Annotated in this window: 27 protein-coding genes and 1 other annotated feature; of the genes, 11 read left to right on the top strand and 16 right to left on the bottom strand. The window is 57.2% G+C overall.

The features are described 5' to 3' along the window. On the top strand, positions 1–355 hold a 355-nt coding region (locus ACI5FR_RS30965; RefSeq protein ID WP_483875165.1), incomplete at its 5' end, for a GlgC family sugar phosphate nucleotidyltransferase. Positions 356–1,165: 810 nt separating this feature from the next. On the opposite strand, the gene ACI5FR_RS30960 is transcribed toward ACI5FR_RS30965, so the two are convergent. The 7 genes from ACI5FR_RS30960 to ACI5FR_RS30930 are packed head-to-tail and all read right to left on the bottom strand — an operon-like array spanning position 1,166 to position 7,575. Then, on the bottom strand, positions 1,166–1,504 hold the full coding sequence (locus ACI5FR_RS30960; protein WP_405461709.1) for a hypothetical protein: 339 nt from the start codon (positions 1,502–1,504) through the stop codon (positions 1,166–1,168). A 9-nt stretch (positions 1,505–1,513) separates the two neighbouring features. Beyond that, positions 1,514–2,647: a conjugal transfer protein TrbL family protein gene (locus ACI5FR_RS30955; protein ID WP_405461707.1), complete on the bottom strand. Its 1,134-nt coding sequence runs from the start codon at positions 2,645–2,647 to the stop codon at positions 1,514–1,516. 25 nt (positions 2,648–2,672) lie between these two features. Next, positions 2,673–3,230 (bottom strand): hypothetical protein, encoded by a 558-nt coding sequence (locus ACI5FR_RS30950; protein WP_405461705.1) that lies wholly within the window; start codon positions 3,228–3,230, stop codon positions 2,673–2,675. 12 nt (positions 3,231–3,242) lie between these two features. Then, positions 3,243–4,328: a bifunctional lytic transglycosylase/C40 family peptidase gene (locus tag ACI5FR_RS30945; RefSeq protein ID WP_405461703.1), complete on the bottom strand. Its 1,086-nt coding sequence runs from the start codon at positions 4,326–4,328 to the stop codon at positions 3,243–3,245. After that, positions 4,328–6,250 (bottom strand): VirB4 family type IV secretion system protein, encoded by a 1,923-nt coding sequence (locus tag ACI5FR_RS30940; RefSeq protein ID WP_405461701.1) that lies wholly within the window; start codon positions 6,248–6,250, stop codon positions 4,328–4,330. The genes ACI5FR_RS30945 and ACI5FR_RS30940 overlap by 1 nt, the downstream gene beginning before the upstream one ends. A gap of 16 nt (positions 6,251–6,266) precedes the next feature. Further along, positions 6,267–7,286, bottom strand: a complete 1,020-nt coding sequence (locus ACI5FR_RS30935) for a hypothetical protein (RefSeq protein WP_405461699.1) — start codon at positions 7,284–7,286, stop codon at positions 6,267–6,269. 19 nt (positions 7,287–7,305) lie between these two features. Continuing rightward, positions 7,306–7,575 (bottom strand): hypothetical protein, encoded by a 270-nt coding sequence (locus tag ACI5FR_RS30930; protein WP_405461697.1) that lies wholly within the window; start codon positions 7,573–7,575, stop codon positions 7,306–7,308. A 328-nt stretch (positions 7,576–7,903) separates the two neighbouring features. On the opposite strand from ACI5FR_RS30930, the gene ACI5FR_RS30925 reads away from it, so the two are divergent. The 7 genes from ACI5FR_RS30925 to ACI5FR_RS30895 all read left to right on the top strand — a co-directional run bounded on the left by ACI5FR_RS30925 (position 7,904) and on the right by ACI5FR_RS30895 (position 15,662). Continuing rightward, a complete protein-coding gene (locus ACI5FR_RS30925; protein ID WP_405461695.1) occupies positions 7,904–9,727 on the top strand; it encodes a VirD4-like conjugal transfer protein, CD1115 family in 1,824 nt (607 codons plus the stop codon). Between the two features lie 21 nt (positions 9,728–9,748). Then, positions 9,749–11,341, top strand: a complete 1,593-nt coding sequence (locus tag ACI5FR_RS30920; RefSeq protein WP_405461693.1) for a type VII secretion protein EssB/YukC — start codon at positions 9,749–9,751, stop codon at positions 11,339–11,341. Positions 11,342–11,377: 36 nt separating this feature from the next. Beyond that, positions 11,378–11,608: an antitoxin VbhA family protein gene (locus ACI5FR_RS30915; RefSeq protein ID WP_405461691.1), complete on the top strand. Its 231-nt coding sequence runs from the start codon at positions 11,378–11,380 to the stop codon at positions 11,606–11,608. Continuing rightward, positions 11,608–12,273, top strand: coding sequence for a Fic/DOC family protein (locus ACI5FR_RS30910; protein WP_405461689.1), 666 nt, complete (start codon positions 11,608–11,610; stop codon positions 12,271–12,273). Before ACI5FR_RS30915 ends, ACI5FR_RS30910 begins: the two co-directional genes overlap by 1 nt. 423 nt (positions 12,274–12,696) lie before the next feature. Continuing rightward, entirely contained in the window at positions 12,697–13,293 is a 597-nt protein-coding gene (locus tag ACI5FR_RS30905; protein WP_405461687.1) for a sulfite oxidase-like oxidoreductase, read from the top strand. A gap of 114 nt (positions 13,294–13,407) precedes the next feature. After that, positions 13,408–14,256, top strand: a complete 849-nt coding sequence (locus ACI5FR_RS30900; protein WP_405461685.1) for a phytanoyl-CoA dioxygenase family protein — start codon at positions 13,408–13,410, stop codon at positions 14,254–14,256. After that, positions 14,253–15,662, top strand: coding sequence for a hypothetical protein (locus tag ACI5FR_RS30895; RefSeq protein ID WP_405461683.1), 1,410 nt, complete (start codon positions 14,253–14,255; stop codon positions 15,660–15,662). Before ACI5FR_RS30900 ends, ACI5FR_RS30895 begins: the two co-directional genes overlap by 4 nt. Positions 15,663–15,890: 228 nt before the next feature. Here the strand turns inward: ACI5FR_RS30895 and ACI5FR_RS30890 are convergent, their stop codons facing one another. The 3 genes from ACI5FR_RS30890 to ACI5FR_RS30880 form a co-directional block, all read right to left on the bottom strand. Beyond that, the gene (locus ACI5FR_RS30890) at positions 15,891–16,721 is read right to left on the bottom strand and encodes a glycerophosphodiester phosphodiesterase (RefSeq protein ID WP_405461681.1); all 831 of its coding nucleotides are present in this window, start codon (positions 16,719–16,721) and stop codon (positions 15,891–15,893) included. A gap of 264 nt (positions 16,722–16,985) precedes the next feature. After that, positions 16,986–17,738 (bottom strand): DeoR/GlpR family DNA-binding transcription regulator, encoded by a 753-nt coding sequence (locus ACI5FR_RS30885; RefSeq protein WP_405461679.1) that lies wholly within the window; start codon positions 17,736–17,738, stop codon positions 16,986–16,988. Between the two features lie 222 nt (positions 17,739–17,960). Then, positions 17,961–18,215, bottom strand: a complete 255-nt coding sequence (locus tag ACI5FR_RS30880; RefSeq protein WP_405461677.1) for an alpha/beta-type small acid-soluble spore protein — start codon at positions 18,213–18,215, stop codon at positions 17,961–17,963. A gap of 146 nt (positions 18,216–18,361) precedes the next feature. Here ACI5FR_RS30880 and ACI5FR_RS30875 point away from each other — a divergent pair, with 146 nt between their 5' ends. Then, on the top strand, positions 18,362–18,865 hold the full coding sequence (locus ACI5FR_RS30875; RefSeq protein ID WP_405461675.1) for a hypothetical protein: 504 nt from the start codon (positions 18,362–18,364) through the stop codon (positions 18,863–18,865). A 12-nt stretch (positions 18,866–18,877) separates the two neighbouring features. Here ACI5FR_RS30875 and ACI5FR_RS30870 read toward each other — a convergent pair whose 3' ends face one another. The 6 genes from ACI5FR_RS30870 to ACI5FR_RS30845 form a co-directional block, all read right to left on the bottom strand. Further along, positions 18,878–19,843: a PfkB family carbohydrate kinase gene (locus ACI5FR_RS30870; protein WP_405461673.1), complete on the bottom strand. Its 966-nt coding sequence runs from the start codon at positions 19,841–19,843 to the stop codon at positions 18,878–18,880. 46 nt (positions 19,844–19,889) lie between these two features. After that, complete coding sequence (locus ACI5FR_RS30865; protein ID WP_405461671.1) at positions 19,890–20,840, bottom strand: aldose 1-epimerase; 951 nt, start codon at positions 20,838–20,840, stop codon at positions 19,890–19,892. A 63-nt stretch (positions 20,841–20,903) separates the two neighbouring features. Next, positions 20,904–21,332 carry a DUF1980 domain-containing protein gene (locus tag ACI5FR_RS30860; protein WP_405461669.1) on the bottom strand — a complete coding sequence of 143 codons (429 nt, stop codon included), beginning with the start codon at positions 21,330–21,332 and terminating at the stop codon, positions 20,904–20,906. A gap of 42 nt (positions 21,333–21,374) precedes the next feature. Continuing rightward, the gene (locus ACI5FR_RS30855; protein WP_405461667.1) at positions 21,375–22,445 is read right to left on the bottom strand and encodes a permease; all 1,071 of its coding nucleotides are present in this window, start codon (positions 22,443–22,445) and stop codon (positions 21,375–21,377) included. Between the two features lie 62 nt (positions 22,446–22,507). Next, positions 22,508–23,788, bottom strand: a complete 1,281-nt coding sequence (locus tag ACI5FR_RS30850; protein ID WP_405461665.1) for a DUF2515 family protein — start codon at positions 23,786–23,788, stop codon at positions 22,508–22,510. A 113-nt stretch (positions 23,789–23,901) separates the two neighbouring features. Then, positions 23,902–24,417: a MogA/MoaB family molybdenum cofactor biosynthesis protein gene (locus ACI5FR_RS30845; protein ID WP_405461663.1), complete on the bottom strand. Its 516-nt coding sequence runs from the start codon at positions 24,415–24,417 to the stop codon at positions 23,902–23,904. A 185-nt stretch (positions 24,418–24,602) separates the two neighbouring features. Between ACI5FR_RS30845 and rpmG the strand changes: the two genes are divergently transcribed. After that, a complete protein-coding gene (rpmG, locus tag ACI5FR_RS30840; protein ID WP_405461661.1) occupies positions 24,603–24,752 on the top strand; it encodes a 50S ribosomal protein L33 in 150 nt (49 codons plus the stop codon). A gap of 15 nt (positions 24,753–24,767) precedes the next feature. Continuing rightward, positions 24,768–25,017, top strand: a binding site (T-box leader). A 60-nt stretch (positions 25,018–25,077) separates the two neighbouring features. Further along, entirely contained in the window at positions 25,078–26,061 is a 984-nt protein-coding gene (gene trpS / locus ACI5FR_RS30835) for a tryptophan--tRNA ligase (RefSeq protein WP_405461659.1), read from the top strand. Positions 26,062–26,070: the final 9 nt, after the last annotated feature.

The following is a 26,070-nucleotide window of genomic DNA, read 5'->3' as shown; positions in this document are numbered from 1 at the left end:
ATTGAACCGGAAGGAATGGCCGCTTCACGCCGTCCCCCAGCCCGATTCGGACGCTCGTGTGTACGGAGAGCTTCATCGGACGATGGTGTTCCCGAATGTGGAGGTCGGCAGCGGCAGCTACATCTCCGAGAGTGTCATCATGCCTAATGTGAAAATCGGCCGCCAGGCCCAAATTCACAAAGCGATTATCGCCGAAGGGGCGATCATCGAAGATGGTGCCCTCGTGGGGCGGCCGGACGCGAACGAGATTACGGTCATCGGCGAGCAAATGATCGTGCCCGGGACCAAGCGCCTCGCGATCGCGAAGACGCTGCTCCCGCAACCGCTGCGTGTGCATGCGGGGCAGACGGGCTGAGGCGTGTCTGTCGGTAAGCAATAACCAAAAAATCCGGCCGCCGGCCGGATTTTTTGTTATGGAGGAACGCACCACCGGGAGAGGGGAGTTAGCCGGTTTTTCGCGCTAACTCGGTCCGTGTCCGGACGGCATGAGGGGAGTTAGCCGGTTTTTCGTGCTAACTCCGCCCGTGTCTGGTCAGCTAGAGGGGAGTTAGCAGGTATTTCGTGCTAACTCGGTCCGAGTCCGGTCAGCGAGAGGGGAGTTATCAGGTTTTTCGCGCTAACTCGGTCCGTGTCCGGACGGCATGAGGGGAGTTATCAGGTTTTTGAGGCTGTCGATTCATTGTGGATGGCTCATCGAACCGATACAAACGCATTTTAGTTTGATTTCCCCAACTTACAGAAGTCTAGATATCATTTGGACGAGCGCTAGTTCGATTTCGCCGAATTGGAGCGCACGTTTAGAACACAGCCCCTGGAATACCGTCATTTAGTTAGGCAAAATCGAACTGCATAGCTCGGACTTCCCTTGGGTACCCATTCCAATTGGGCAAAATCAAACTACACGTCATTCGGATCCACGATTGGCTTCTTAAGCTTGAAATCATACGATCCACAATTAATCGACAGCCTCTTTGGCTAACTCGTTCCGTGTCCGGTCGGGGAGTGGAGAAGCGAAGCGTCCGTCTTTGAAATCTTGTGCTGCTATCCTTAGCCCATTCAGACCAAAAGCAACAGCGGTCGTAACCCCTCTGCCTGCCCGCCCCAACGCGCCTAACTGAACGCCACGACCAAGGACATCTTGGTTTTTGGTATTAACTCTGCCCGCCTACTTCTTAGTATACGTACACGCCTTCGAACCCGCATTGCCGAACTTCGTAACGAGCTGCCCGCCTTCGACTTTGAGCTCGATCGAATCCGACCCGGCTCCGCCGTAATCGATGCGGTACGTGTCCCCGTCCACGAGTTTGTACGTGCCGGTCGTTTTTTGGCCCCCGGTACGGGAGTAGATGATCGTGCCGTCCTTATGAATCGAGAAGTTGTCATGACACCGCCCCTTGTCGGCGGCGACCGCCTCCCAATCTCCGATCAGCGCGGACGCTTTGGACTGGGAGCAGGCGCTGAGCAAAACGGAAGCGAAGAGGGAGAAAATCAAGAGTCGTTTCATTCCGGCCTCCTACTTGATGAGTTTGATCAGGCTGCGGCCTGCGGTAACCGCCGTGCTGGCCGCCATGCCTGCCGCCTTCCGGCCCGCTCCGGTGGAATACATGAATTCCCGGATGAAACCGGGCGATTTGATGACCAGCACCATACATCCGATCGATCCGAAGATGCCCATGTAGTCCCCCTGAAACGGGTTGGTCCCGGTAGCGAGTTTAATCGCCATCACAATCAGCAAATACTGAACGCTCTGCGTGAAGGCGACGGATAACAGATGCCTCCACCAGCTAGGGAACAGGTTGAATTCCTGATTCAGGATCGACATGATCGCTACCGGTCCCGTCACAACCAGAAAAGCCAGTTCGGCAAACCTCAAGCATTGCTGAAAGGCGAATACCGCCAGAAGAGCGAGGAACACCAGGACCAGAATCACAATAAACAAGCTGCCCGTAGCGCCCATGAACAGCATGTAAATCGCGGCGAAGCCGAGCATCTGCCCCCCGTCCGGCCCTACGCTCGGCACCGCCAAGAAGCCGCGGCTGAAGGCGCCCGACAGCGTGAGGATCCCTTCCACCATCCAAGGCAGCCCCATCATAAAGACCGGGATCAAAAAGATTTTGGGCAGCAGCTTCCTTAGTTCCGACCGGTCCCCGTCCGCCAAATTAAGCGTGTAGATCCGCAGGCACTGGTACACCAGGAATACGGTGGCGAGCGACCAACTGACGCCTTTGATTAAATTGAAAAACGTGCTGACGGTCTCGTTCTCGAGCAGCTGTCCCGGCTCGAGGATGAAAATGGCTAGCATGTCTTTCATGACGTCGAACGCCTGGTTCGCAAGATCGATCAGGATGTTCTGAAACTTGCAGTCCACCTCGGTCCAGCCGCATTCCCGTTTGTCGATGTGCTTCGCTTCGGTCGAAGCCGGCTGCTGATCCGAGGCCGGCGGAGGCGGATCCTCCGCCCCAATATGCCCGGTCGGTGCATTGGCGAACAGCACGAGAACGAGCAGCAATAAAATCGCCGGCTTCGAGAGCTTCCGATAAGCCTCGCGCAGCGTCTCCTGCACCGGATTGCCGCTGCGGCGCATCCGACCACGGATATAGCTGCGGATCGATTCGGCCGCGCGATGCATAAGCGGCGGCAGTCTCATGGGAACTCCTCCCTTCGGTATGGCGTTAAAGCTTCTGCTGTTGGACAATTTCCACGCGGTCGATCAGATAGGGGGCGCTTTCGTTCGCTCTTATAAGGGCGAGCTTGACATAAGTAATCGTGGCGGAGACGGCATTATTCACCTTCAATTCGTGCTTGAGCACGAGCATGCCGCTGCCGTGGCGTTCGTCGATGCGCCGGAAGTACGGCTCGACCTGGCTGATCGTAGCCGAGATCGTCACCGGACTATCCGCGATGCTGTCCACCGGTCCGGAAGGGAACAAGCTTTTGTAGCCATTGTCGGTGAGGAACGGTTTGGCCTGGGCATAGCGGTCGGACAGCTTGTTGAAGACGAAGAACGCTTGCGCGAACCCCGTGATAGCCGGGATCCCGTCTCCCGCCAAAGCGGCTTTCGCTTGATCCCGCTCCGATTTTGCTTGGATGAGCTGCGAATCGAGGGACTCATTCCTTGCACGGTCGTTAGACATCTCTTTTCGCATCGACAGGCCCCAAAACCCCATGCTCATAACCAAAAAAGCCAAGACGCCGATCACAATCCACTTCAGCCGTACATCCCTATCCAATGTCGTAGCCTCCTATCTGCGGACGATCCGGCCGTAGGCATACAAGTGTTCCTTCCAATAACCGGATGTGAAGGAGTCGATGCTGACCCCGGAGCTGTTGGAGTTGATCATCTTGCCGGCGCCGATGTACATGCCGACGTGAGTCACCGGGGTCCCGGAGTCGTATGTGCCGGTGAAGAACACGAGATCCCCCGGCTTCAGGTCGCTGGCCTTCACTCGAGCCGTAGCCCTGTATTGGTCGTAGGCCACCCGGGGAAGCTTGATGCCGGCGGCCTGCCGGAAATTCCACTGCATCAGGGAGGAGCAATCGAACCCTTCCTTCGGCGAATTGCCGCCAAAGTTGTAGGGGAGACCGAGATACCCGCGCATGCTTTGGTAAACGGCATTGAAATCGAAGATTTGTCCCCCGGCCGCCGTTAACGCATAAGCGTCCATTCCGCCCAAGTTCCGCATCACTTTGTCCACATACAAGTAATCCCCGTAGCAAGCCCCCGCCTTCGTCCGGAAGTCGTCCGGATCGGAACAGCCGGCGGGATTCTCGGATGCGTGCTCCCTGGAGAACCGCAAGGCCAGCTCCTGCGTGTAGGCCCCGCCGTTCCGTTTCACATAATCGATGAAGCCGGAGCCGAAGTTGTAGGCCTGCAGCGCGAGCGGCAAATCCCCGCCCGCCTGCTTCATGACGATCGAGAAGTTCTCGACTCCGGCCCGGACGGAATACTCGGGATCGGTGATGCAGTTCGGCCGCTTGCAATACTTGCGATTGGCGGGGCTTTCCGAAGCCTGCATCGGATCGAGTCCGGCTCCGCCGCTCTCTTGCTGCATGATGGCGAGAATGACCTGCACATAGGTCTCGACGCCGAATTCCTTCGCATACTGCGCCACTAGCGGTTCATAGCGCAGCACCTCCTCGCTGACGTTGGCCGTACCCGGAGGGTACACGCCGTCCGGGCCGGCGCCGTCTCCCCCTGAGAGGCTGCCGCCGAAGATGAGGATAATGACCATCATCACGAACACGCTAATGCCGAACACGGTGTAAGCGATCGGCTTCCGGAAATGCCACAGCTTCGATAAAACCAAGTAAAGCGTAGCCGGATCCATCAGCCGAACACTTCCTCGCGCTTCATCCCGTAGAGAGGCTGCTCTTCAGGCGGCTCTCCATACTTTTGCCGGTACCAGCGGCCATCCCACAACCGGAGCTCCTCTTGGGTCAGCTCCACTTGGATGTGCACCTTCTTCGAGCCCACGACATAGATGCCTTTGCCCGCATTCTTGTGCTTCTCGGCATCCTCGACGACGAGGAGCCGCTGCTCGGCCTCCGAGAATTTCTCCGACGTTTTGTTCATAATATCCTGGATTTCCTGGGCGGTCATCGGCAAGTACAGCTTGGTCACCGAGTTCAGAATGACGGCTTCCCCGTGATTTTTCGACCCGTCCACGGCGGACAGGAAGTCGCCCACCTGCTGGGTAGCCGAGGTGACGCCCCCTTGGAAGGAGCGAATCAATTTGTACATCATGCTGAGAAATTCCATCGCCGTCGGATTTTTGGGATCGGCCAGAATGTGCGCCTCATCCACATAGATCTGCTTCACCTTGGTGCGGTCCATCGTCGCGTCGTCGGTCAGAAACGTCAGGATGTTGAACATCGCCACTTGGCGCAGATCGGACTCCGAACGCAGATCGTAAATATCGAAATTGATCAGGTCGCTCGACAAATCGACGTTCGTATGCCCGTTGAACGCTTTCGAATAAGAGCCCTCCACGTACGGATACAGCACTTGATAAAACCCGTCCAGCGCCTGATACGTCTTATCCGTCCGGATGAGCTCGCCGATCGTCTCGTACAGGTCGCTCATAATCGGGAAGTCGGTGTGGGTCAATCGGGAAAATTCGGTCGTCCACACGATCCCTTTCCGGCGGTACGTCTCCACGATCGCCTTTTCGAGCAAAGCCAGCTCGACTTGCTGATTGACCAAATTTTTGTACATCAACGTGAACATCGTTTTCAACCGCGCGATTTTCTGGTGGAGCAGCGATACGGCGATAGGCGCTCCCTCTTCGTCGAGCATAATGGAGGAGTTCAGAATTTCGAACGGATTGATGATATCGTCGGAGGTAGGGGAGATTTTCACCCAGATGCCGCCGAGCCGCTGAAACTTGCGGCCGAATTCGGCCTTCGGATCGATCGTCCGGATAATCGTCCCCTGAATCCACCGCCGCATCATATCCCCCCAGATGTAGGTGGACTTGCCGCCGCCCGATGTGGCGATCACGACCTCGTTCCGGTTGATCAGCTGATCGTGGTCGACCACGACGACCGAATTGGTCTTCAGGTTCTTGCCTTTCACTACCCCGCGGTCCGCGAAAATCTCCGCCTCGTCGAACGGAAACAGGCTCGACAGCGCTTCTCCGTCGAAATTGCGGTAAGTCATCTCCGGAAGGTCGTTCGACCGGATCGGGAGAGAGGACGTGAAAGCGTCCAGTATGCGCGTATTCGGGATGACCGCTTTCAGGTTGCGGCCGCATTTCGCCTTCACGGTGCTGGTCAAGCGCTCCAATTCCTTCACGGATCGGGCCTGCAGCAAAATGTACATGTGCTGGTCGAATATTTTCTGATTGCGTCCCGAAGACAGATTGTCGAGCAGCACTTCCGCATCCTCCAGCTCTTTCTGAAGCCGGATCGCGTCCTTGGGCTGAATTTTCGGCTCCTGAATCCGGGCCTTCAGCTCGATGATCGCCCGGTTCAAGGAAGCGATCATCCCTTCGGAAGAACGCGGCGAAATATGGTGCGACAGCGTAATATTGCCGCTCGTCTCATGCAGGCCGGACAGCCAATTGATCAGGACGTCGTTCGCATAGTGGGCCACTGCCAGAACCCGGACATAGTTGCGTCCGAGTCGAAGATGGTCGAGCTCTTCCTGGATGCTGTCCGGGCTCAGCATATCCAGGAAGGCCGAATTGTCCTCCATCAGCTGCTCCAGATTCGGGTCGTCGCGGGTTTTCTTCTTCTTCCTGCCAAACAACGGATCGCACCTCCATTCAGAATTCGTTCGCGAGACGCTCCCGCTCTTCGATCCGCTTGACGGCCGATACCAGATTGCGTCTTCCGATCAAGTAATCCATCTCGATTTCGTCGGTAATCGAATGAAGCTGGGCATTCTCGTAGTCGTAAAAAATTTGCAACGCCTTCTTCAGTTCCTCGTTCGTCAATTCCGCCGCATCGAGCCGGTGCCGGAACAGCATGTCCTCCAGGCGCTCTAGATAATGGTCTCGGCGCGCCCGCAGCCGGATCATGGCCTGTTCGAGCGAACCCTCCTTACCGGGCTCGTACTTCTCGTCGAACACGAGGAAGCGGTTGCGCCGGATCATTTCGCGGTTTTGCTGAATGCCTTGCGCATATTCGATGTAGGAGGCGAGCAACAGTTTTTTGTGCCCATCCGTCGTGTTAGCCCGTTTGTGTCGCAGCTCGTCGATATACCGGCTCATGTTGATCGGTTCCGAAACCCGCAACAGCTGGATCGGATCGTCCAAGTTGTTCAGAAACTGCTCATAGCCTTCCATGACCTGGATTTGCTCGCTCAGCGACATAAGGCTCAGGTTGACGGCGGAAATGCCGATGATTTTGACTAGCCGATGATCGGTCGTTTCGATCGTTTCATTGAACACCCGACGTATCGGGATGATGTCTTGGGCGCTCCGCTCCTGCGGTTTCGAAGGCTTTCGGCCGGACAATTCGACTCCCTCCTCACGCCGTGCCATTTTTTTCTTGAATAAAAAACTCCGTTGGCGGCGGTTGAACTCGATTTTCCATCTGAAAAACCGGTGGGCCCGGATGTTCGGGCGTTCCTTGATGGGACGGACGAAGACGGCGATTGCGGTAACTACGACCGGCAGTAAGCCGACCACCAGCCGGATCTCCAACAGCCCTTCCACGAGCCAGACCACCAAAATACAAAACACAGCCGAGGGCGTCAAAACCAGGATGTCGAGCAACGTAATAAATTTCCAAACGTGAAACGTGCTGTCCACCTGATTCGGGATTTTGTATCGCTTTTCCATCTTGAGCGTAAATCCCCCCTCAGTGGATGTTGAATTTCAACCATCCGACAATGACGCGCGAGAGCAGCAAAACGACGGTGACGCCGCACACGTAGAAGAGGCCCGACTTGAATTTCGCTTTCGAATGTTCGTCATGAGACATGTAGGCGGCCAAGGTCAGGCCGATAATCGATAAGATGGCGATGGGGATCGCCAGATTGAGAAACCCGTTCACCACCTGTTTGTCGAGAAACTCGGTTATTTTTTGAAACGGATCGTCTACTAGAAAAGCGCCTCGTGTCACTCTCATTGCCTGATTGTCCTCCTTGTCTTCATTCCGGGCCGCGAATGGTCTTGATCAACTCCTAACTTTATCGTTAGGGGGGCCGTGTTACAATCGGGCGATGTTTTCATTTTTGTATGAGCTATGTACCCTTTTGGATATGTCGAATTATGGAAAATCGGGACCCGGATGCCGGTCAAAATCACAGCTATCGGTCGATGCGGATGGCGTTTTGCCAATGGTATAATGAACCAGTCTCTGGGTATTTTTGCTAGACCTAGATCGGTTTTGTAAAAAGTTAAAGGAGCGCCTGAAGCTCCCAATCGGGTTGCCCGACCTAATGGGAGGTGTTGAGATGGGGCAACAAAAGGTGAAACAGGCGACTGGGGCCATGATCCTGGGTCTATTGGCGGCGATCGTTGTCGAATGGTTCGTCATTGCCGCGCTGGCCTGGATGTCGAAGCCGGCCGCAGAAAGTCCGGACTTGGAGCAAATTACGCAGTCGATGTGGCATCCGCTTCAGTTGCTCGGAGATGCGTTCCCGCATCCCGAATTTTGGAGCTGGCAGCTGCTTCCATTGGCCGTCTGGCTATTGGCCGGCCTGTTCGTCTACCGGACTGTGAGCAAATCCCGTACGTTTCAAGAGGCTTCCGCCTATGGAGCTTACGGTTCCGCACGATGGGCGGCGTCCCACGAAGTATTCAACGACAGGGCTTTCGTGAGGAAAACATGGAATAAGCGGACCTCGGCTGCCTCCATTCAAAAAGCCGGCTCCGCGAGCCACCCGAATCTGGATAATTCGCCCGGACTTCTCTTCGGCACGCTGAACAACAAACCCGTCATCCTGCCGGAAGAGACGTCCATTCCGAACCGAAACGTGTTCGGCGTTGGGGGGCCGGGATCCGGCAAGACGCAGTCCTATATCTTGACCAACATCATTCACGAGCGGCATCGTTCGATCGTCGTCACGGATCCTAAAGGCGAAATTTATGAAAGTACGGCCGCCCTCAAGCGGGAGCAAGGCTATGAAGTGCGTCTGCTCAATTTCAAGGAGATGGACGTAAGCGACCGGTACAATCCGATCGATTACATCGAGCAAGAGACGGATGCGGAACGGGTGGCGACCGCCTTGTTCCTCAATTCCCAGGGCGGCGACAAGAAGATGGACTTCTGGGGAAAAGCCGAAATCGCCCTGCTGACCACTCTGCTGCTCTACGTAAAATCGGAATGCGAACCGGAGGACGCCAACATGGATATGGTCCGGTATATCCTGACCACCTACGGCCGCACTCCCGAAGATATGGATGCTTTTTTCGCCGGACTGGCTGCGGACCATCCCGCGAGTATGGCTTATCAAGTCGTCCGGATGGCCGAGGACAAAGTCCGGTCCAGCATCTTCATCTCGCTCGCCGTTACGATGTCGAAGTGGAATTCCAAGACAGTTCAGGCTTTTACGTCGGCATCCGACTTCAAGCTCGAAGCGATCGGCCTGAAGAAGACGATCGTATACGTCATCCTTCCGGTAGCGGATTCGACCTGGGAAATGCTCATCTCGAATTTTTTCACCCAGCTGTTTCAGCAGCTATATCGGCTGGCCGACCGACACTACAACCGATTGCCGAGGCCTGTCAACATTATGCTGGACGAGTTCCCGAATATCGGGAAAATTCCGAATTACGAGGAGGTGCTCGCGACCTGCCGGTCCTACGGCATCTCCTGCAGCACGATCGTCCAGTCGATCGGCCAGCTTATCGACAAATATTCCAAGGAGAAGGCGGAAGCGATCATCGGGAACAACTCCATCCGGTTTTTGCTCGGAGCGGGCGACCATATGACGGCCAAGTATTTTTCGGATCTTCTGGGAGATACCACGATCCGGACCGATTCTCGGTCCGTATCGAAGAGCAGGAAGTCGGGCGGATCGGACTCTACCTCGCACAGTTATGCCAAGCGTCCGCTGATGACACCCGACGAAATCATGCGCATGCCCCGCGAAGAAGGGCTGCTGCTCGCGGCAGGGACGAATCCGATCCGAATCCGGAAAACGTTCCAATTCGAATTTTTTGGAGGACTTCTTCGGGAGAAGGAAAGCCGGTTCGACTACTTGGACTCCGCATCCGGCACCAGATTGCCTTACGTGCCCAGGTACGCGAGGATTGCCGAGGAATTTGAAGCCTAATGCATAGGGAAGGGAAAGGGAATGGCCAAACATTTTGATTTCAACGGTGGCACTTTGACCGTCAACAAAGATTTGGTGAAATTCAAATTGCCCAAAAAGAGGACGCTCGCCGACTCTCCACAGCAATTCGACATCCTGAAGGAGCTGCCGGGCGACCACCTGTTCCCGCTGAAGCATGTGGAGTTCGAAGACGAGTCCCGCCAGGATTATGTGTTCTATTATGGCATCGAAGAAGGGTTCAAGCCGTTCGAGAAAATCCGGACGAACAAGCTGGACTCGAAGCTGAGGATTGCGGAATCGCTCGTTCAATTGGGGGAATATGCGGAAGAGCTATACCGGGACCGGGAACTGACGATTCCGCTTGAGCCGCTCAACTTGTACGTCGATCCGCTCAATCGCATCAAGGCGATCTTCGCCGGGATCGATACGATGCTGCCCTCGGCGGGATTCCACGATGACGATCTGCTCGATCAGGTGAAGCGGCTGATCCTGATGCTGTTCAGCTCCGTCTCGTTCCAGACGATGAAGAGCAAAGGGATCGGCGCCGCCCGGGAGAAGCCCGCCCCCGGGGCCCAGGAATTCCTGATGACGATTCTGCGCTGCCGATCGTTCGAGGATCTGCGGCTCGCTGCCGCCAACCAGCGGGACCGCATGGACCTCATCGACAAAGAAGTCGCGGCGATGAAGAAGGAGCAGATTCAGACCGGCTTGAAGGTCAACCGGAAATGGATTGTCATGGGCGTGGCCGGTTTACTCGCGGTCATGGCCAGTCTCGGGCTTTCCGTCTACTCGATGGGCTATGACAGCGGCCGAGAAACCGCGGGGGCCGCGGCAGCTGAAGTCCAGACTGCTGTATCGACGCCCGTCGTGAACGAGCAGGTCCTGAAGGCGCTGCGCGACGGAGCCGGAGGTAAGTATAAGGAGGCGATTCTCACCTACCAGCAGATCGATCCCAAGGAGCTGTCCGATGCGGATAAATATGCTTACGCCTTTGCCTTGTACAAACGCGGGGCCGGGTTGATGGCCCTCGATGTGTATCCCGACAAGGACATAATCGGCCTGGTCGTTCAGGATTTCGTCGACAAGAAGAATACGCTCGCCATCCAGCAAATTAAGGTTGACGCGCCTCTGGTCAAATTCGAAAAAGCCGTGGTTGCGAACGATACGAAAGCGATCCTGGACCTGAGGAACAAGTTCGAGCTGGACAAACGTCAAAACCGGATCGTGGCCGAAGCTTTTTTGAAAGAAAACAATTTGGACGAGGCCGGCAACTATGCGCTCAAAAGCGGGGACGACAAGCTGGTGGCGAAGGTCCGGTTCGAAAAAGCGGTCGCCGCCAAGGACGCCAAAAAGGTGATCGAGCAGAAGGATCTGTTCACGCTGTCCAAAGACGACCAGGCGGACGTAGCGATGGCTTACGCCGATCTAGGCAATACCGCCGATGCCTGGAAATATGCGGAGAGCAGCGGCGACATCAAAGCGAAGATCTATGTGAAGAAAGCTCAGGTGGGGAATTTATACATTAATACCTCGCTTAGCTATAAGGACCGCGACGCCCAAATCGAGCAGCTCAGACTCGAAATCGAGGCCTTGACGGCCCAATTGCCGAAATAACGCGGTCTAACCTAAACCAGGAGGAGGAGAACGAAAATGAACCATTTTGATGAGATGGAGAAAAAGCGGCTGAAGCAAAAACAGGAGCAGCAGGAGGCGAAGGAGGCTGATGCCGTCCGCATTGTGAACAACGCCAAAGCCAGCCTGGCGATGGACGGCAAGACCGTGTCGAAGGAGACCGAGGACATCATGATCCGGTATGCCAAGGGGGAGCTGACGGAGGAAGAAGTGCTTAAATGGATTCGTCCCGGAAAGGAAGAGAACTGATGAGCGGTGAGTGGAGAGATCCGTACCTGTATCCGGATATCCCCGTCATGCGCAACAAGTTCGACATCCAAGACAATTTCCGGTTGCACCGGGCGGAAACCGACCATGTCATGTTCCGGCTCGTGCAGCTGGAACAAAAACCGATTCCGGGCGCGTTCGACACCCGGCATCTGCAGGCGATCCACAAGCATTTGTTCCAGGACGTGTACGATTGGGCCGGGGATTTCCGGATCGTCAATATGACCAAATACTACGACAACTTGGACATGCGCATGGGGTATTGGGATCATCGAGACATCCGCGATGCGCTGCAGCAAGTATCGGATAAACTGAAAGAGGAGCGGTTCCTCACCGGACTTCCGGACCGGGACGCCTTCGCCGAACGAGCCTCGCAATACATGGCGGCGATCAACAAGGTCCATCCGTTCCGGGAAGGCAACGGCCGGTCGCAGCGCGAATTCATTCGGACGCTTGCCCTGAACAGCGGTTTCCGGCTGGACTGGTCGCGGGTTCCCGAGCGCCAGTTGACCGATGTCCGCGCCATGTCGCTCGTGGACGACGGCAAGCAGTTGGCTCCGGTGATGAAAAATTGCATTGCCAATCCGCTGCCCGATCCGCAGCTGGCCCGGTCCTTTCCCCCGCCCGGCAAAACGATGGAACGGTGATGGTTATAGGAGCGGCCTTAGTCGAGTGACTAAGGCTGTTTCGTGTGGAGGGCGGCATAGTTCAAGCTCGTAGTCCTGCGCTGAAGCTTTTTCATCGAGTGCGAGAGGGATTTTCTCCCTCTCTTTCGTTCGATTTAAGCGACTTGAGGGGTGCGAGGGGGAAAAGCTCCCTCTTTTTTGAGAGTAAAGCTTGTTTTGGACGAGATTTGGCCGAAAAAGATGGAGGTTTTCCCTCTCATGAGGGCGAAATGAGACTATCCGCAAGAAAATGAGGGAGGTTTTCCCTTTCAGCGAGACTCCTCCGGGCAGCGGATCAACATCAAAGCCCGATTCTCCCCTCGCAGCGGACGCATGGTTTGATATAATGGAACCAGTGGCATTCTATAGGCATCAGTACTTCTCAACATAAGGAGGTTTGCCTGCATGCTGTTCCGATCCAACCCGTCTCCCGAAGATTCGACCCGCGTCCCTCCGGGGCAGACGGTCACCCAAGGGTTTCCCGTGCTCCATTACGGCGATATCCCTTATTACCGCGACATGGGCCTGTGGGATCTGAAGCTGTTCGGCCTCGTGGAGCAGGAGCATTCGATCAGCTACAAGGAGTTCATGGCGCTGCCCCGGAAGGAATTCCGCAACGACATCCACTGCGTCACGACTTGGTCGAAGCTGGACAACACGTGGGAGGGCGTCGCAGTGGCGACGGTTATGGAGCGGGTGAAGCTGAAGCCGGAGGCCAAGTACGTCATGCTGCATGCCGAACACGGCTGGTCGACGAACTTGCCGCTCGAGGATTTCCTGCGGGAGACGAGCTTCTTCGGCATCAAGCACAACGGGGCGATACTCACGCCCGAGCATGGGTATCCGGTCCGGATGGTCGTGCCGCACCTGTATTTCTGGAAGAGCGCCAAATGGCTGCGCGGCATCGAGTTCATGGCGAAGGACAAGCCGGGCTTCTGGGAGCGCAATGGCTACCATATGTATGGCGATCCCTTTAAAGAGCAGCGCTACGATTTTGACTAACCGAGCTTAGCCTGCCAAACGTCCATCGGAGAAACCGGTGGATGGCTTCAACTGTCGTTTGTAAACGCCCACACATTCGTATCCAGAGTTCAATCCGAATGGAGGCTAAACAAAGTGCCGAACGAACATGTCGAGGAGTATCGCGAGTTGACTGAAACGTATCAGCTGGAGCAGGAGCAGGTGTCGAGCTTCCAAAACGAGGGGCACATTTTATTGCGCCAGGTGGCGTCAACCGACGAGTTGGCCGCTTACCGGAATGCGATTGTCCAGGCGGTACGGGAGCTCAATACGCAGAACAAACCGCTCCACGAGAGGGATACATACGGGAAAGCCTTTCTTCAAATCTCCAACATCTGGGAAACGCATGAAAATGTCAAACGGTTCGTGATGGCCCGCCGGTTCGCCAAGCTGGCCGCCGATCTCATGGGGGTGAGCGGGGTGCGGATCTATCACGACCAAGCGTTGTTCAAAGAACCGGGCGGCGGGCATACGCCGTGGCATCAGGATCAAATCTACTGGCCGCTGGACACGACGAATACCATCACGCTCTGGATGCCGCTAGTCGACATTCCGGAAGAGGTCGGTTCCATGACCTTCGCTTCCGGCTCCCATAAGCGAGGATACATCAGCAAGCTGGAAATTTCCGACGAATCGCACAAAACCCTTCAGCAATACGTAGAGGCGCATGGAATTCCCAAGAAAAACTACGGGGCGATGAAGGCCGGAGACGCTACGTTCCATTACGGCTGGACGCTGCACAGCGCGCCCGGCAATCCGACGGATCGGATGCGCGAGGTGATGACGATCATCTATTACGCCGACGGCACCCGCTTGCTGGACCCGGACAGCAATGCCAGACGGAACGATCTGATGCGCTGGTGCCCCGGCCAGGCGCCAGGCGAGCTGGCAGCCAGCCCCCTGAACCCACTCGTTTACAGCGCGAAAGGAGAGGAAACGCCATGAAATTCGCATTAGCACAAGCGGATATTACACCGGATCATCCGGTATTCATGCACGGGTTCGGAGCACGTACGCACAAGTCCGAGGGGGTTCACGATCCGATCCGGATGAAGGCGGCGCTGCTGCAGACGGACCGGTCGCTGCTGATGGTGACGATCGATACGCTCGGCTCCGACCGCAGCTTCGTGGTGGACCTGAAGGCGGCTCTGAAAAGGGACTTCGGACTAGAACCGGCCGAAGTGATGATCAATTTCTCGCATACGCATCATTCGGTTTACTTGACCGGGCGGGACGAGAGCCTGCGTAAGGGCGGCTACAGCATGGGGCAGGAGCAGTGGCCGTCTTCGGAGCGGGAGCTCGTATATACGGAGGATGAAGCCTACTACGATTTCATCGAAGCGACCTTGCTGAGTATGGTGCGCGATTGCTACGACGGGCTGATCGAAGGCGAGCTGCTGCTTGGGTGCGTGCAGTCCGATTTCGGCGTGAGCCGGAGACGGCCGGACGGTCGAGGCGGGGTGGAGTGGAAGCCCTATTACGAGGGGAAGATCGACCGGGACTTGTTCGTCTTGAAGCTGGTGGATGCCGAGCAGCGGGTGAAGGGCATTTTGTACAACTACGGGTGTCATACGACGGCAGCGGGTTCGGCCAATTACTTGTTCTCGGGCGATTTCGCCGGTGCCGCTTCGAACTGGCTGGAGGCCGCGTATCCGGACGCAATCGCAATGTTCCTGCAAGGCTGCGCGGGCGAGATCAAGCCGATGAAAAGCGCTGATGGAGACGGGTTCAAATCGTGCACCATGGGCGAAATGGAGGAAGCCGGAGTCGATCTGGCCAAAGAAGTGGCCGAGTTGTTGGAGCATGGCTCCTTCAGCCCGGTGCAGAGTACCGGATTCCGGTCGGTGCTGCTGGATCCAACGGTCTACACCGAACATACCCCGATCGAGGAATTCGAAGCGATCGCGAACGATCCAGCCGCTGCTGATTTTTATAGGAAGAGCGCCTTGCGTACCATAGAAGCGATCCAGGACGGCACAATCAAGGACAGCCTGCCGCTGTACATCTCGATCTGGCAGTTGGCCGACGACGTCCGGATTATAGCTATTGAAGGGGAAGTGTCCACCCAATACGCGCTCATGATCAAGCGCATGTTCGGGAATGGGAAGACGCTAGTGCTGGGCTACACGAACGGTGTGTTCTGCTATATCCCGACGGCTCAGATGATTCGGGAAGGCGGGTATGAGGCGACCTGCAACTTTTTCTTCGGACTGAGCGGGCCGTTCGTTCCGGAGATTGAGGACATTATTATCGGACAGATCGCCAAGGCGATCTTAGGAGAGAAACTGGAGAATGATCCTGAAATAGGGGGAAAAAGTTCATCTAATGGATCTATGAGACTTATTTTATAAGAAATAAATGAAAAAAGTTCATCTATTGGTTCTGCGAAGCCGATTGCATGAGTGAATGGAAGGCACAGATGCAAATTTTTCCTCTAATTTATGCACAGACCTGATTTTTGGGTCAATAAAGGAACTTTTTTCATCTATTCGAGAACGAGGCATGCTTAAGGGCCGTCCAGATGGACGGCCCTTGGTGTTTAAGAATAATGGCGGGGATATGTCCGGTCCAGCAGCTGGTTAAACCGCCGACGGCTCCGCCCAGGTTTGCACGATACGCGAGAAGCGCATCGGCTCGTCCGTGGCGTACCAGCGAATGCCCAGATCGAGCAGCTGCCGCAGCGATCGGTCGTCGAACTGGAACGGCAGCACCTCGAAGTCAACCCCGGCATCCGCGGCAGCCTGCAGCGCCTCCCGAAGGAACGCCGCGTCGAGGTCGTACATCCAGTCGGGGGTAGGCGACTTCGAATTCAGGTGAAGCTGCACCTGATCCAGCCCGTCGAAGCCGGTGCGCGCCGCGGCCAGGAACTTCTCGCGGATCGCGTCCGCCGATCCGCCGATCCACAGCATGCTTCGCACGCCGTTCGCGATTCGCTTCATCGCTTTGCAGTTCGCCTGCTGGTTGTGCGTGAAGATGACCTGACCGTTGACGCCGTATTCGTCGATCAGCGCTCCTAGCTGGTCCAGATCGACCTGCTTCAGATCCAGGTACACGCTTCGTTCCCGGTCGACCCGCAGCTGTTCGAACACTTCCACCAGCGACGGAATACGCTCTCCGGCGAAGCGCGGATCGAATTTCACGCCGGAATCCCACGCCAGAGTGTCGGAGTAGTCGAGCTCGGAGATCGGCAAGTCCTTCTTCTCGTCGGGAGCGGTCGTCGTTCTAGCCGGCGTCTCGTCGTGCAGGCAGACGATGACGCCGTCGCGGGTCGTCCGGATGTCGGCTTCCGGGATGCCGCCCAAACTCCAGGCGTATAGATTGGCAACCATCGTATTGTCCGGGCGTTCGTACGCCCCGCCTCCGCGATGCGCCTGCCAGTAGACGCGATCCGCTTGCGGATTATGAGCCACTGCGATTCCCTTCTTTCTCTTTTTTTACGATATACTATAGAGTGCAGTTGTTATATTCGGGGTCCCCCGCAAAGTATTAGGTATACTCTTCGGAGGCTTACTTCACTTTGTGGGTGATTTCTGGGGTGCTGGTTCTTGTTCCGTGGTGTCGGGCCATTGGAACGCCAGCACTTTTTTTTGCCACAGCCGATGCTTGTGTATAGGCGCGTTCATAGTCATAGTAATTCACCTCCTTCCCAGCGGATCACCGAGAAGCCGCGGAGGCTAGACGCAGTGCACGCGCACGCCGGCTTCCCGGAACGCCTCGACATGCAGCTCGGAGGCTTCCGTTCCGGTGATGAACGTGTGGATCGCCTGAATGGGCGCCACCTGATGAAGCGACCGCTTGCCGATCTTCGTGTCGTCGGCGACGACGATGACTTCTTGGGCCGCCCGGATCATCCCGATTTTCGTCGGCACGAGCTTCTCCTCCGGGTGGGTCAGCCCATATTGGGGATGGATCGCCGGCGTGCCGATGAACGCCTTCTGCACATGGATCGTACCTAGCACGTGATCGGTATATAGGCCGTTCAGCATGAAGCTGGAATGGTACAGCGTCCCGCCTGTGACGACCACGGTGATGTCCCGGCAGTCGCGCAGCTCGGCGGCGACGTTCATGTCGTTCGTCACGATCGTCAAGTTCTTCCGGTGCACGAGCTGCTGGGCAATATGAATCGTTGTCGTGCCCGAGTCGAGAATGATGTGGTCGCCGTCGTTGATCAGTGAAGCCGCATACTTGCCGATGCGCCGCTTCTGCTCCAGCTGGTCGCTCGCCCGTTCGGAGAAAGACGGCTCGACGTTGGCGCCCTGATCGAGAATGACCCCGCCGTGCGTCCGTTTCAGCAGCCCTTCCAGTTCGGCCTCGGCCAGGTCGCGGCGTATCGTGACCTGGAACGCTTGCGCGAGCTCGCTTACGGAGGCGACCTGCCGCTGCTTTACGAATTCGACAATGCGCTGCTTGCGCTCTACGGGCAACATGAATGTAAAATGCCTCCTTGGCCAGGATTATGGATGGATCAAAATGGGTTGCTCATATGTGCACGATAATATTCATAAATGTTTATTTGTTTCTATGGTAAATGATTCATCTCTCGGCGGTCAACCCTATCCGTGCGGATGAACGGTCCGGAACAAAGAAAAAACCTGGCCGCTGCCAGTCGGGTGATGACCGGTCGGAGCCAGGTGCTCGCGTTCATGGGATTATCGGTTGAACTGGCCGCTCAATTGCTGCTCGGCGATTTGAATAAGGCGACGAGTGATATGGCCTCCGATTGCGCCGGCGTCGCGTGTTGCCATATAGCCCATGTAACCGTCTTGCGGGATTTGAATCCCCAGCTCTTGAGCGACCTCGTATTTCATTTGGTCCAGAGCGGTGGAAGCTTGCGGAACGACGAGGCGTCCCGACGATTGACTCGATTGACTGGATTGTTGCATCATTTGTTGGTTGTATGCCATCTGCTATCACCTCCCGTATTGATACGTATTATGGGCATTTTGGCAAATTCTACGCATACAAGGAATTGGAAAATGTAGCCACGGCAGTTGTTCTGGTATACTAGGAGGAACATGATGGAGAGGCCTTAGAGAGTGGGGGAATGAGCATGTTTCGATTGGAGATCAAAGGGATGAAGCTGGAGCCGGACTTGCAAATCGTACAGGCCGATGTGAAGGTGGAGGCGGACGGAGAAATCATCATAGACGAGTCGATGTGTGTGGACGTAGGCTTGCCGGCGCTGCTATACAGCGGCTTCGAGCCGACGATGCCGAACCGCTGGGCGGAGATCGGCGACTGGACGTCGGTTCCGTTCTTCGTGTGCGGGTGCGGCGACCCGGAGTGCAGAGCGATTCTGTTCCGGACCCAAGTGCTGGAGGAGGAAGGCGAGGTAGAGTGGGTGCTGGTGGAGCAGGCGGAGGATCGGAGCTATCGGGAGCAGGAGCTGTACCGGTTCCCGCTGCGGTCGTACCGCGAACAAGTGCTGCGGGCCGCAGAGCAGTTTCTCGAAGTGATCGACGGCCAGGACTACCGCCCGCTTATGAAAGACACGGAAGCGGTAGTCCGCCGTCTAACCGACCGGCTGCGCCGCGCCGTCGGCACCGAACATTAGACGAACGGCATACTAAACGGTGAGCGGCAGGGCTGCGATCACCGCATCGCCGGACAGTTTGTCGCGAAGCGTCTTGCAATTGTTCTCCGGCGACTCGATCGTCCAGCCGGCAACCTTGGTGCCGCAGACGACAGCTTGGCGGAGCGGCAGACCCCGCATTAGGCCCATGACCGTACCGGAGAAGTAGGCATCCCCGGCACCGCTGGAATCCTCGACCGCGACCGGGTACACGGATTGAACCCCGGCTTCTCCGTCGGCGCCGACCGTGCCGTCATAATAGACCGAGCCTTCCTCGCCGAGGGTGACGACGAGCTGCGGGAGGCCAAGCTTGCGCGCGAGCTCACGAATCGTCGTCAGCTGTTCGCTCTCGCTCAGCTCGATGAACGACCGGCCGAGCAGCCGTTCCGCTTCCACGTGGTTGCATATGAAGCATGCCAGCTGGGTCAAGAGCTGAGGCTTCTGCAGGATGACGTCCAGATTGCCCGGGATGCCGTACACCGGCTTGCCCAGCTTCGCCGCCAGCTCCACCACCGCGGTGGACAGCTCGGCGTTCAAGTCCAGCTCCAGCAGAATGTGGGACGACGAGCGGACGATCGCATCCCCATGCTGCGCGAAGTGCTCCGCCATAGCGGTCAAATTCGGCATCTGCGAGATCGAGCCGGCCAAGTCGCCACGCTCGTTCAGAATCGCCATCCACATCCCCATGCCTTCTTGATCGGCACGGGCCATCTCCTCTGTCCGTACGCCTGAGCTGTTCAACCGCTGCAGCACCTCCATGCCTAACCCGGTGTTGTCCACCGAGGAGACCAGCTGTGTCGGCACGCCCATGAGCCCCAGGTTCTCGGCGATATTGCGGCCAACGCCGCCGTGCACGAATTGAATGCGGCCGAGGTTGCGGCCGGTCGGGATGTAAGTCTGGAACGGGAATCCTTTGCAATCGATGAACACCGTTCCGATAACCGTTGCATATCCACTCATTGTTAATGAAAGCTCCTCTTCCAATTAATCTCTCGTGTTATTCCGTTTAATCCCGCGTAATTTGCATATCGATCCACAGCGTGCGCGTCTCACCGGGCGCCAAGGCGCTCATCCCCGTCACGGAGGCGTCGAGCGGCACGTTCGGGGCATTCGTAACCCATGTGTACGGCTCGATGCAGATCGTATCCTTGGCTTCACCCTTCGTGTAGATCACCCACTGCTTGAACGCATCCGAGCCGGAGTAGCGGATCGAATAGCCGGGCTTCGACAGCACGGACACGACCGGGTTGTCGCCGATCTGGAAGACCGTATCGAGTGTCCGTCCGGCCAGATTGATGCCCTCGGCCATCGAGCTGAAACCGCCTAGCGGCAGCAGCTTGCCGGTCGGCATCGCATCCGGGTCGAGCTCCCAGATCGCTTCGGTCGGCAGCTGGAACGTCCACCGCTCCGGCTCGCCGTCGATCATGAACCACGTATGGACGCCGAACCCGTACGGAGCCGATAAGCCGCTATGGTTGGTAGCGGAGACTTCCTGCAGCAGACCGGAGTCGGAAAGGGTGTACGTCACCTCCATCGTCAGGTCATGCGGATATTGCTCGTCGAGCTCCGGGTAGTCCGTGGTGCGGAACGACGTCGTAATCGACAGCCGCCCGTCGGCTTCCCCGGTTCGGATCACTTGCCAGGGGCGGCTGCGCAGGATGCCGTGAATATGATGCCCCTGCGGGGTGTTGATCGCGAGCTGGTAGTGTCGGCCATCGAAATCGAATGCGCCATGGCGGATCCGGTTCGGCGGCATCATCATCGGAATGCCGAAGTGCCCGGGCTGCTCCTGAATCGCTTGCAGCGTATCCGGAACCCGCAATACTTCGCGTTTCGCGATTTTATCCCACATCCGGATCATATTGCTTCCGAGGGAAGGACAGAGGGTGACGGAGAATTGGTCGTTCTCAAGGACATGGACGGGAACGCCCTGCCACGTTTGCTGGGTAATCGGCATTGGACAATGGCTCCTTCTATGGAATGGACTAAAGTCCATTCTATCAAACTCGCCTTTTCGCTGTCACGGTTTTGTTGGGTGGGAGTGGGGAACCGTCTCCGACTGTCTCGGCTGCTGAACCGCATGTTCATGGTGGGGATCCGTTCCCGGGGAAGCATCCGGCAGCAAGAAGCCGAGCACAAGGGGCACCGCGAACAACCCATAGAACAGCAGGTTTTTGAATACCGAACGGGAGGGCTCATGGCTGTGTCCTTCGTCCTCGCAATCGCAGGACGGCGGCTCGCCCCGGTATTGGCGGAACGCCTCGTATAGCTGATAGACTCCCACGACAGCCAAGGCGATTGCGGCCAGCTTGACGAACGGCGTCATGCCCGGTGCGATGTAGAGCAACAGGGCGTCGGATTTGACCAAAAATGAGATGTACCCGGCGAAGCCGAGCAAGATCCCGGCTTTGATGACGGCATGAACCCACAGAAAAGGGCGGGCGGACATGGGGCAACACCTCCCATTATAATGGCCAGACCGGATTCCTTCCTAAAGCAGCAGTCGTTCGAACGCTTCCGCCCCAAGCAGCACCAGCGCCACAACCCCTCCGCCGAGCAGCAGGACGAAGCGGACGCGGAAGACGGACAACAGCATAAGCGTATTTTTGAAATCCAGCATCGGTCCGAAGACAAGGAACGTGAGCAGCGACCCGGCGGTGAAAGTGCCTGCGAATGACGAGGCTACGAACGCATCCGATGTAGAACAGAGCGATAAGGCGTAGGCGAAGCCTAACATGAACAGATTGGAGCTCCAGTGATCTTGGCCGATCGAAGCGAGGCTCTCGCTTGGCAGCATCGTCTGGATGCAGGCGGTCAGCATCGCGCCGAAGATCAAATATTTGCCCATCTCGAAAAACTCGTCCGAAGCGTGGGAGAGCACGGAAGCGAGCCGGTTTGGGATCTCAGGCTGTGCACCGTGTACGTGCGTGTGAGTATGACCATGTTCGTGTGTATGATCAGGAGCATGCGCAGGACGTGCGGTCCGTACGAAGCTCATCGGGGTATGGGGATGGTAACCTCGAAGCGGATTGCGCTTGTAGAACCGGTAGACGAGCAAGCCGATGGCGAACGCGATGAGGAAGGCCAGCCCCATGCGAGAATAAGCGATCTCGGGCCGCGCGCGGAACGCCATGTATGTCGAGGCGAACACAACCGGGTTCAGGATCGGTCCGGCCAAGATGAACACGACCGCGATGTAGAGCGGCATCCCCTTCACCATAAGGCGGCGGATGATCGGGATCATGCCGCATTCGCAGAGCGGGAAGATCAGGCCGAGCGCACAGGCGAACAAAGTGCCGAGTACGGGATTGCGAGGGGTGAGCCGCCGTACCGTCTGCTCGGAGACGAAGATTTGCAGCAGGGCGGACGTCAGGACCCCCAGCAGGACGAAGGGGATCGCTTCCAGCAGGATGCCGATGAGCAAGGTTTTGAAGCCGGTCCAGTTGAAGGCGGCCAGAAAAGCGAGATCGGGCGGCTCGCGGCGGGTGAGGATGAGGGCCGTCAGATAGAGGCAAGCCAGTCCGACCACGATGTGTGCGCTCCAGCGCCCTAACGTATGCAAGCGGCATTCTCCTTCGCGTGCAGGATGAAGATCCCTATTAAGGTATGCGCCTGCGGACAAGATTAGGACTGGGAGTAACCGCTCGCGAGAACCGCCAATTCGAGCTTGTTCAGGGCGAAGCACGCTTCGTTGGTCATTTCGAACGAACGGGGAATGCCGATGTCGGTGAAATGGCGGAGCGCTTCGGCGGTCTTGTAGCCGGTCTCGGAGACGAACCAGTCATACAGTTCCGGGGGCTGCAGCGGCCGATCTTTCCAGGCGTCGGCAAGGATCGGACTGTAGAGCGGATCGGTGGCCTTCACCAGGGAGCAGCCGTTCAGCTTCTCAGCGTACTTAGGTGCGGGAGGAGCGTGACGGATCGGAGCGAACAGCTGGGGCCAATAGTCGGCTCTGGAGCCGGAATGCGGGACGGAGGCGGCGAAGCGCAGGATCCCTTCCCGCACAGACGGCACGCCGAAGACTAGCGCGTACAGATTCCGGCCGAGGCCGATGCGTTCCTCGAGGTCGGAGAACCGCTCCAATACGCGTCCGGCCAGCCTCGGGGGCGAAGCGCCGGCGGCGCCGTAAGGGAACGCGATGACATTCAGCTGAAGCAGGGCATGCAGCTGCAGCAGATGGGAGTCCAGCAACGACTTGTAGGGCTCCTTCTGCGCGACCCTGCCTTCGATATAGGTTTGCTCGTTGACGATCAGCCCTATGGTCAGCAGCTCGCTGCACCGTTCTTGCCAGAACAAGTCCCAGATGGGCTTCATGAAGACCGACACGTCGAAGGCCGGCAGCAAGTGAAACAGGCTGGCATTCCGTTCAAGGCTAAGCTCATACAAGCGCAGCTGCGGGTATGTATCATAGAAAATCAGCGCGTTCCCCCGCTCCAGGAAGGCGAACAGCTCCTCAGCTCGGCCGGCAGCCATCAGACGAGGGACGAACTCGCCCTTCAGGTCGGTCATGCTCCACCCGCCGTTACGCGATACCATGTGCGCGAGCAGCGCCCAATGCAGCTCCGGGTGACGGCAGTAGATGTCGTAGTAGGCTTGCGTCCGCGTGACGTTATTGCAGTTCAGCCTGGCGGTCTCCTCCCGGATCCGGCGAACCAGTGGCCGATGTTCCGCTTCCGCCGCGTTCGGGGCGCCGTTCGCAGGCAAGGCAGCGTAGGCCTGACGCAGCCGGGTGAGCAGCTTGGCGTCCAGGCGGATGCCCTCCCCTTGCTCGGCCAATTCGGAGGAGAGGAGCAGGCCGGCGGTTTTGCCTTTCAAGTAATCGAATGCCAGACCGGGCATGTTCAGAATGCGCTTCACCAAGCTTCCTTGGGGCCACCTGGACTCGTTCCTGCTTTTTTCGCCCATCGTTCCCGTCACCTCCCGCTGCAAACAACAATCGCCGCCCCGAACGCCAAGCGGTCCGTTATTAGACCTTATGACGAGAGGGGCGGCGACTTGTTAGCGGAATGAAAAACGGTTTACTTGCGGTCTTTGTAAATTTCGCGCATCACATGCTTCAGCTCCGGTACGACGATCCGGGTCATCGCCAGCTTCACCGCGCCGGTCGAGCCCGGCATGGAGAAGACGGCCGTATTGCCGCATACGCCGGCGACCGCGCGGCTCAGGATGGCAGCGGGGCCGATGTCTTCGGCGAAGCTCAAGTAGCGGAAGATCTCCCCGAATCCGGGCATCTCCTTGTCCAGCACGTCGCGAACCGCTTCGTAGGTCGTATCCCGCAGGGCGATGCCGGTCCCTCCGTTCAGCAGCACGGCCTCGATATCCGGAGAAGCGGCTGCGTCGCGAATGAGATCTTGAATCGGCCCGTAATCGTCCGTCACAATCCGGTAATCCACAATCGTACAGCCCGATTCTTCCAATAATTGCTTCATTAATTGGCCGCTCTTGTCGGTGTCCGGCGTGCGCGTATCGGAGACAGTAATGACCATGCAGCGGACGGTGGCGGGCGCTTCCCGGCGATGTTGTTCAGTAGACATTGGCGTTCCTCCGTTATGTAGTTGCTGATACCACTATACTTCGTTTGAAACGGCCCTTCAATAGCGTGGCTACGCGGATTTTCGGCAATCTTTATTTGACGGGACGGCGACAGGCTGGTATTATATTAATTATGCGATTGTGTCGTAAGATCAGTTTGCGTACTATGTAAAGGAGGTGTATCCTGATGCGCGTTATCGTTACTCTGGCTTGCACGGAGACGGGCGACCGTAACTATACGACTACGAAGAACAAGAAGACTCATCCGCAACGGATCGAGATGAACAAGTACTGCCCGCGCCTGAAGAAATACACGCTTCACCGTGAAACTCGCTAAGAGGTTCCTTTGAAGGTTAAGGCAATGACAGGAAAGAGTAGGATGGCGCAGCCGTTTCAGAGAGCCGGCAGCTGCTGAGAGCCGGTACGGCGCGTCATTCGAATGGGTCCTGGAGCTTGAAGCCGAACATCGTCGCTTACGCGAGCGGCGTCAGTAGGCGGAACGGCGGTTCCCCGTTACCGGAACTTCAAGGTTTTCTGTACTTGGCGGCGCACCGGCCGACAGAAAACAAATTAGGGTGGTACCGCGGCCTTTCGTCCCTTCGACGAGGGCTTTTTTTGTTGTTCGGAATTGGATTTTCAAATAAAAATTGGAGGTTCTCCAGATGAAACGCGTATTAAGTGGAATTCAACCGAGCGGCCAGCTCACGCTAGGCAACTACATCGGCGCGCTGCGCAATTACGTGCTGCTCCAGGAGGAGCATCAATGCTTCTTCATGGTCGTCGACCTGCATGCGATCACCGTCCCGCAAGACCCGGCGGCGCTCCGCGAGCAGACGGAGTCCGTCACGGCGCTGTTCCTCGCCTCCGGCCTCGATCCGGCCAAGTCGAACGTCTTCCTGCAGTCGCACGTTCGCGCCCATGCCGAGCTCGGCTGGCTGCTGACGACCCTTACGTACATGGGCGAGCTGGAGCGGATGACGCAGTTCAAGGACAAGTCGAGCGGCAAGGAATCGATCGGAGCGGGGCTGTTCACGTACCCGTCGCTGATGGCCGCGGACATCCTGCTCTACGATACCGAGCTCGTCCCGGTAGGCGACGACCAGAAGCAGCATCTCGAGCTGACGCGGGATTTGGCGCACCGGTTCAACCAACGGTACGGCGACACGTTCCGCATCCCGGACGGCTACATTCCGAAGGTCGGCGCGCGCATCATGTCGCTGGACGACGCGTCCAAGAAGATGTCGAAGAGCAACCCGAACGCGGGCAGCTACATCGCGATGCTGGACGAGCCGGATGTCATCCGCAAGAAGATCAGCCGCGCCGTGACCGACTCCGGCCGCGAAGTGACGCATGATCCGGCGTCGAAGCCGGAAGTGTCGAACCTGATGAGCATCTATGCCAGCTGCTCGGATCTCTCGCTCGGCGACATCGAGGCGAAGTATGCGGGACAAGGCTACGGGCCGTTCAAGAAAGACTTGGCCGAGGTCGTCGTCGCGACCCTGGAACCGATCCAGAAGCGGTATAGGGAGATTCGCTCGTCCGGCGAGCTGCAGGCGGTGCTGAAGCAAGGCGCCGAGAACGCCTCCGTCATCGCGGAAGCGACCGTCCGGAAAGTAAAGGAGAAGATGGGCTTCGTTCTTCCCTAACTGATCCGG

The organism is Paenibacillus sp. HJGM_3, assembly GCF_045062745.1.
Classification (GTDB): domain Bacteria; phylum Bacillota; class Bacilli; order Paenibacillales; family NBRC-103111; genus Paenibacillus_AA.
Note: the sequence above shows the minus strand (reverse complement) of the source record. Positions and strands in the feature narration are given on the sequence as shown.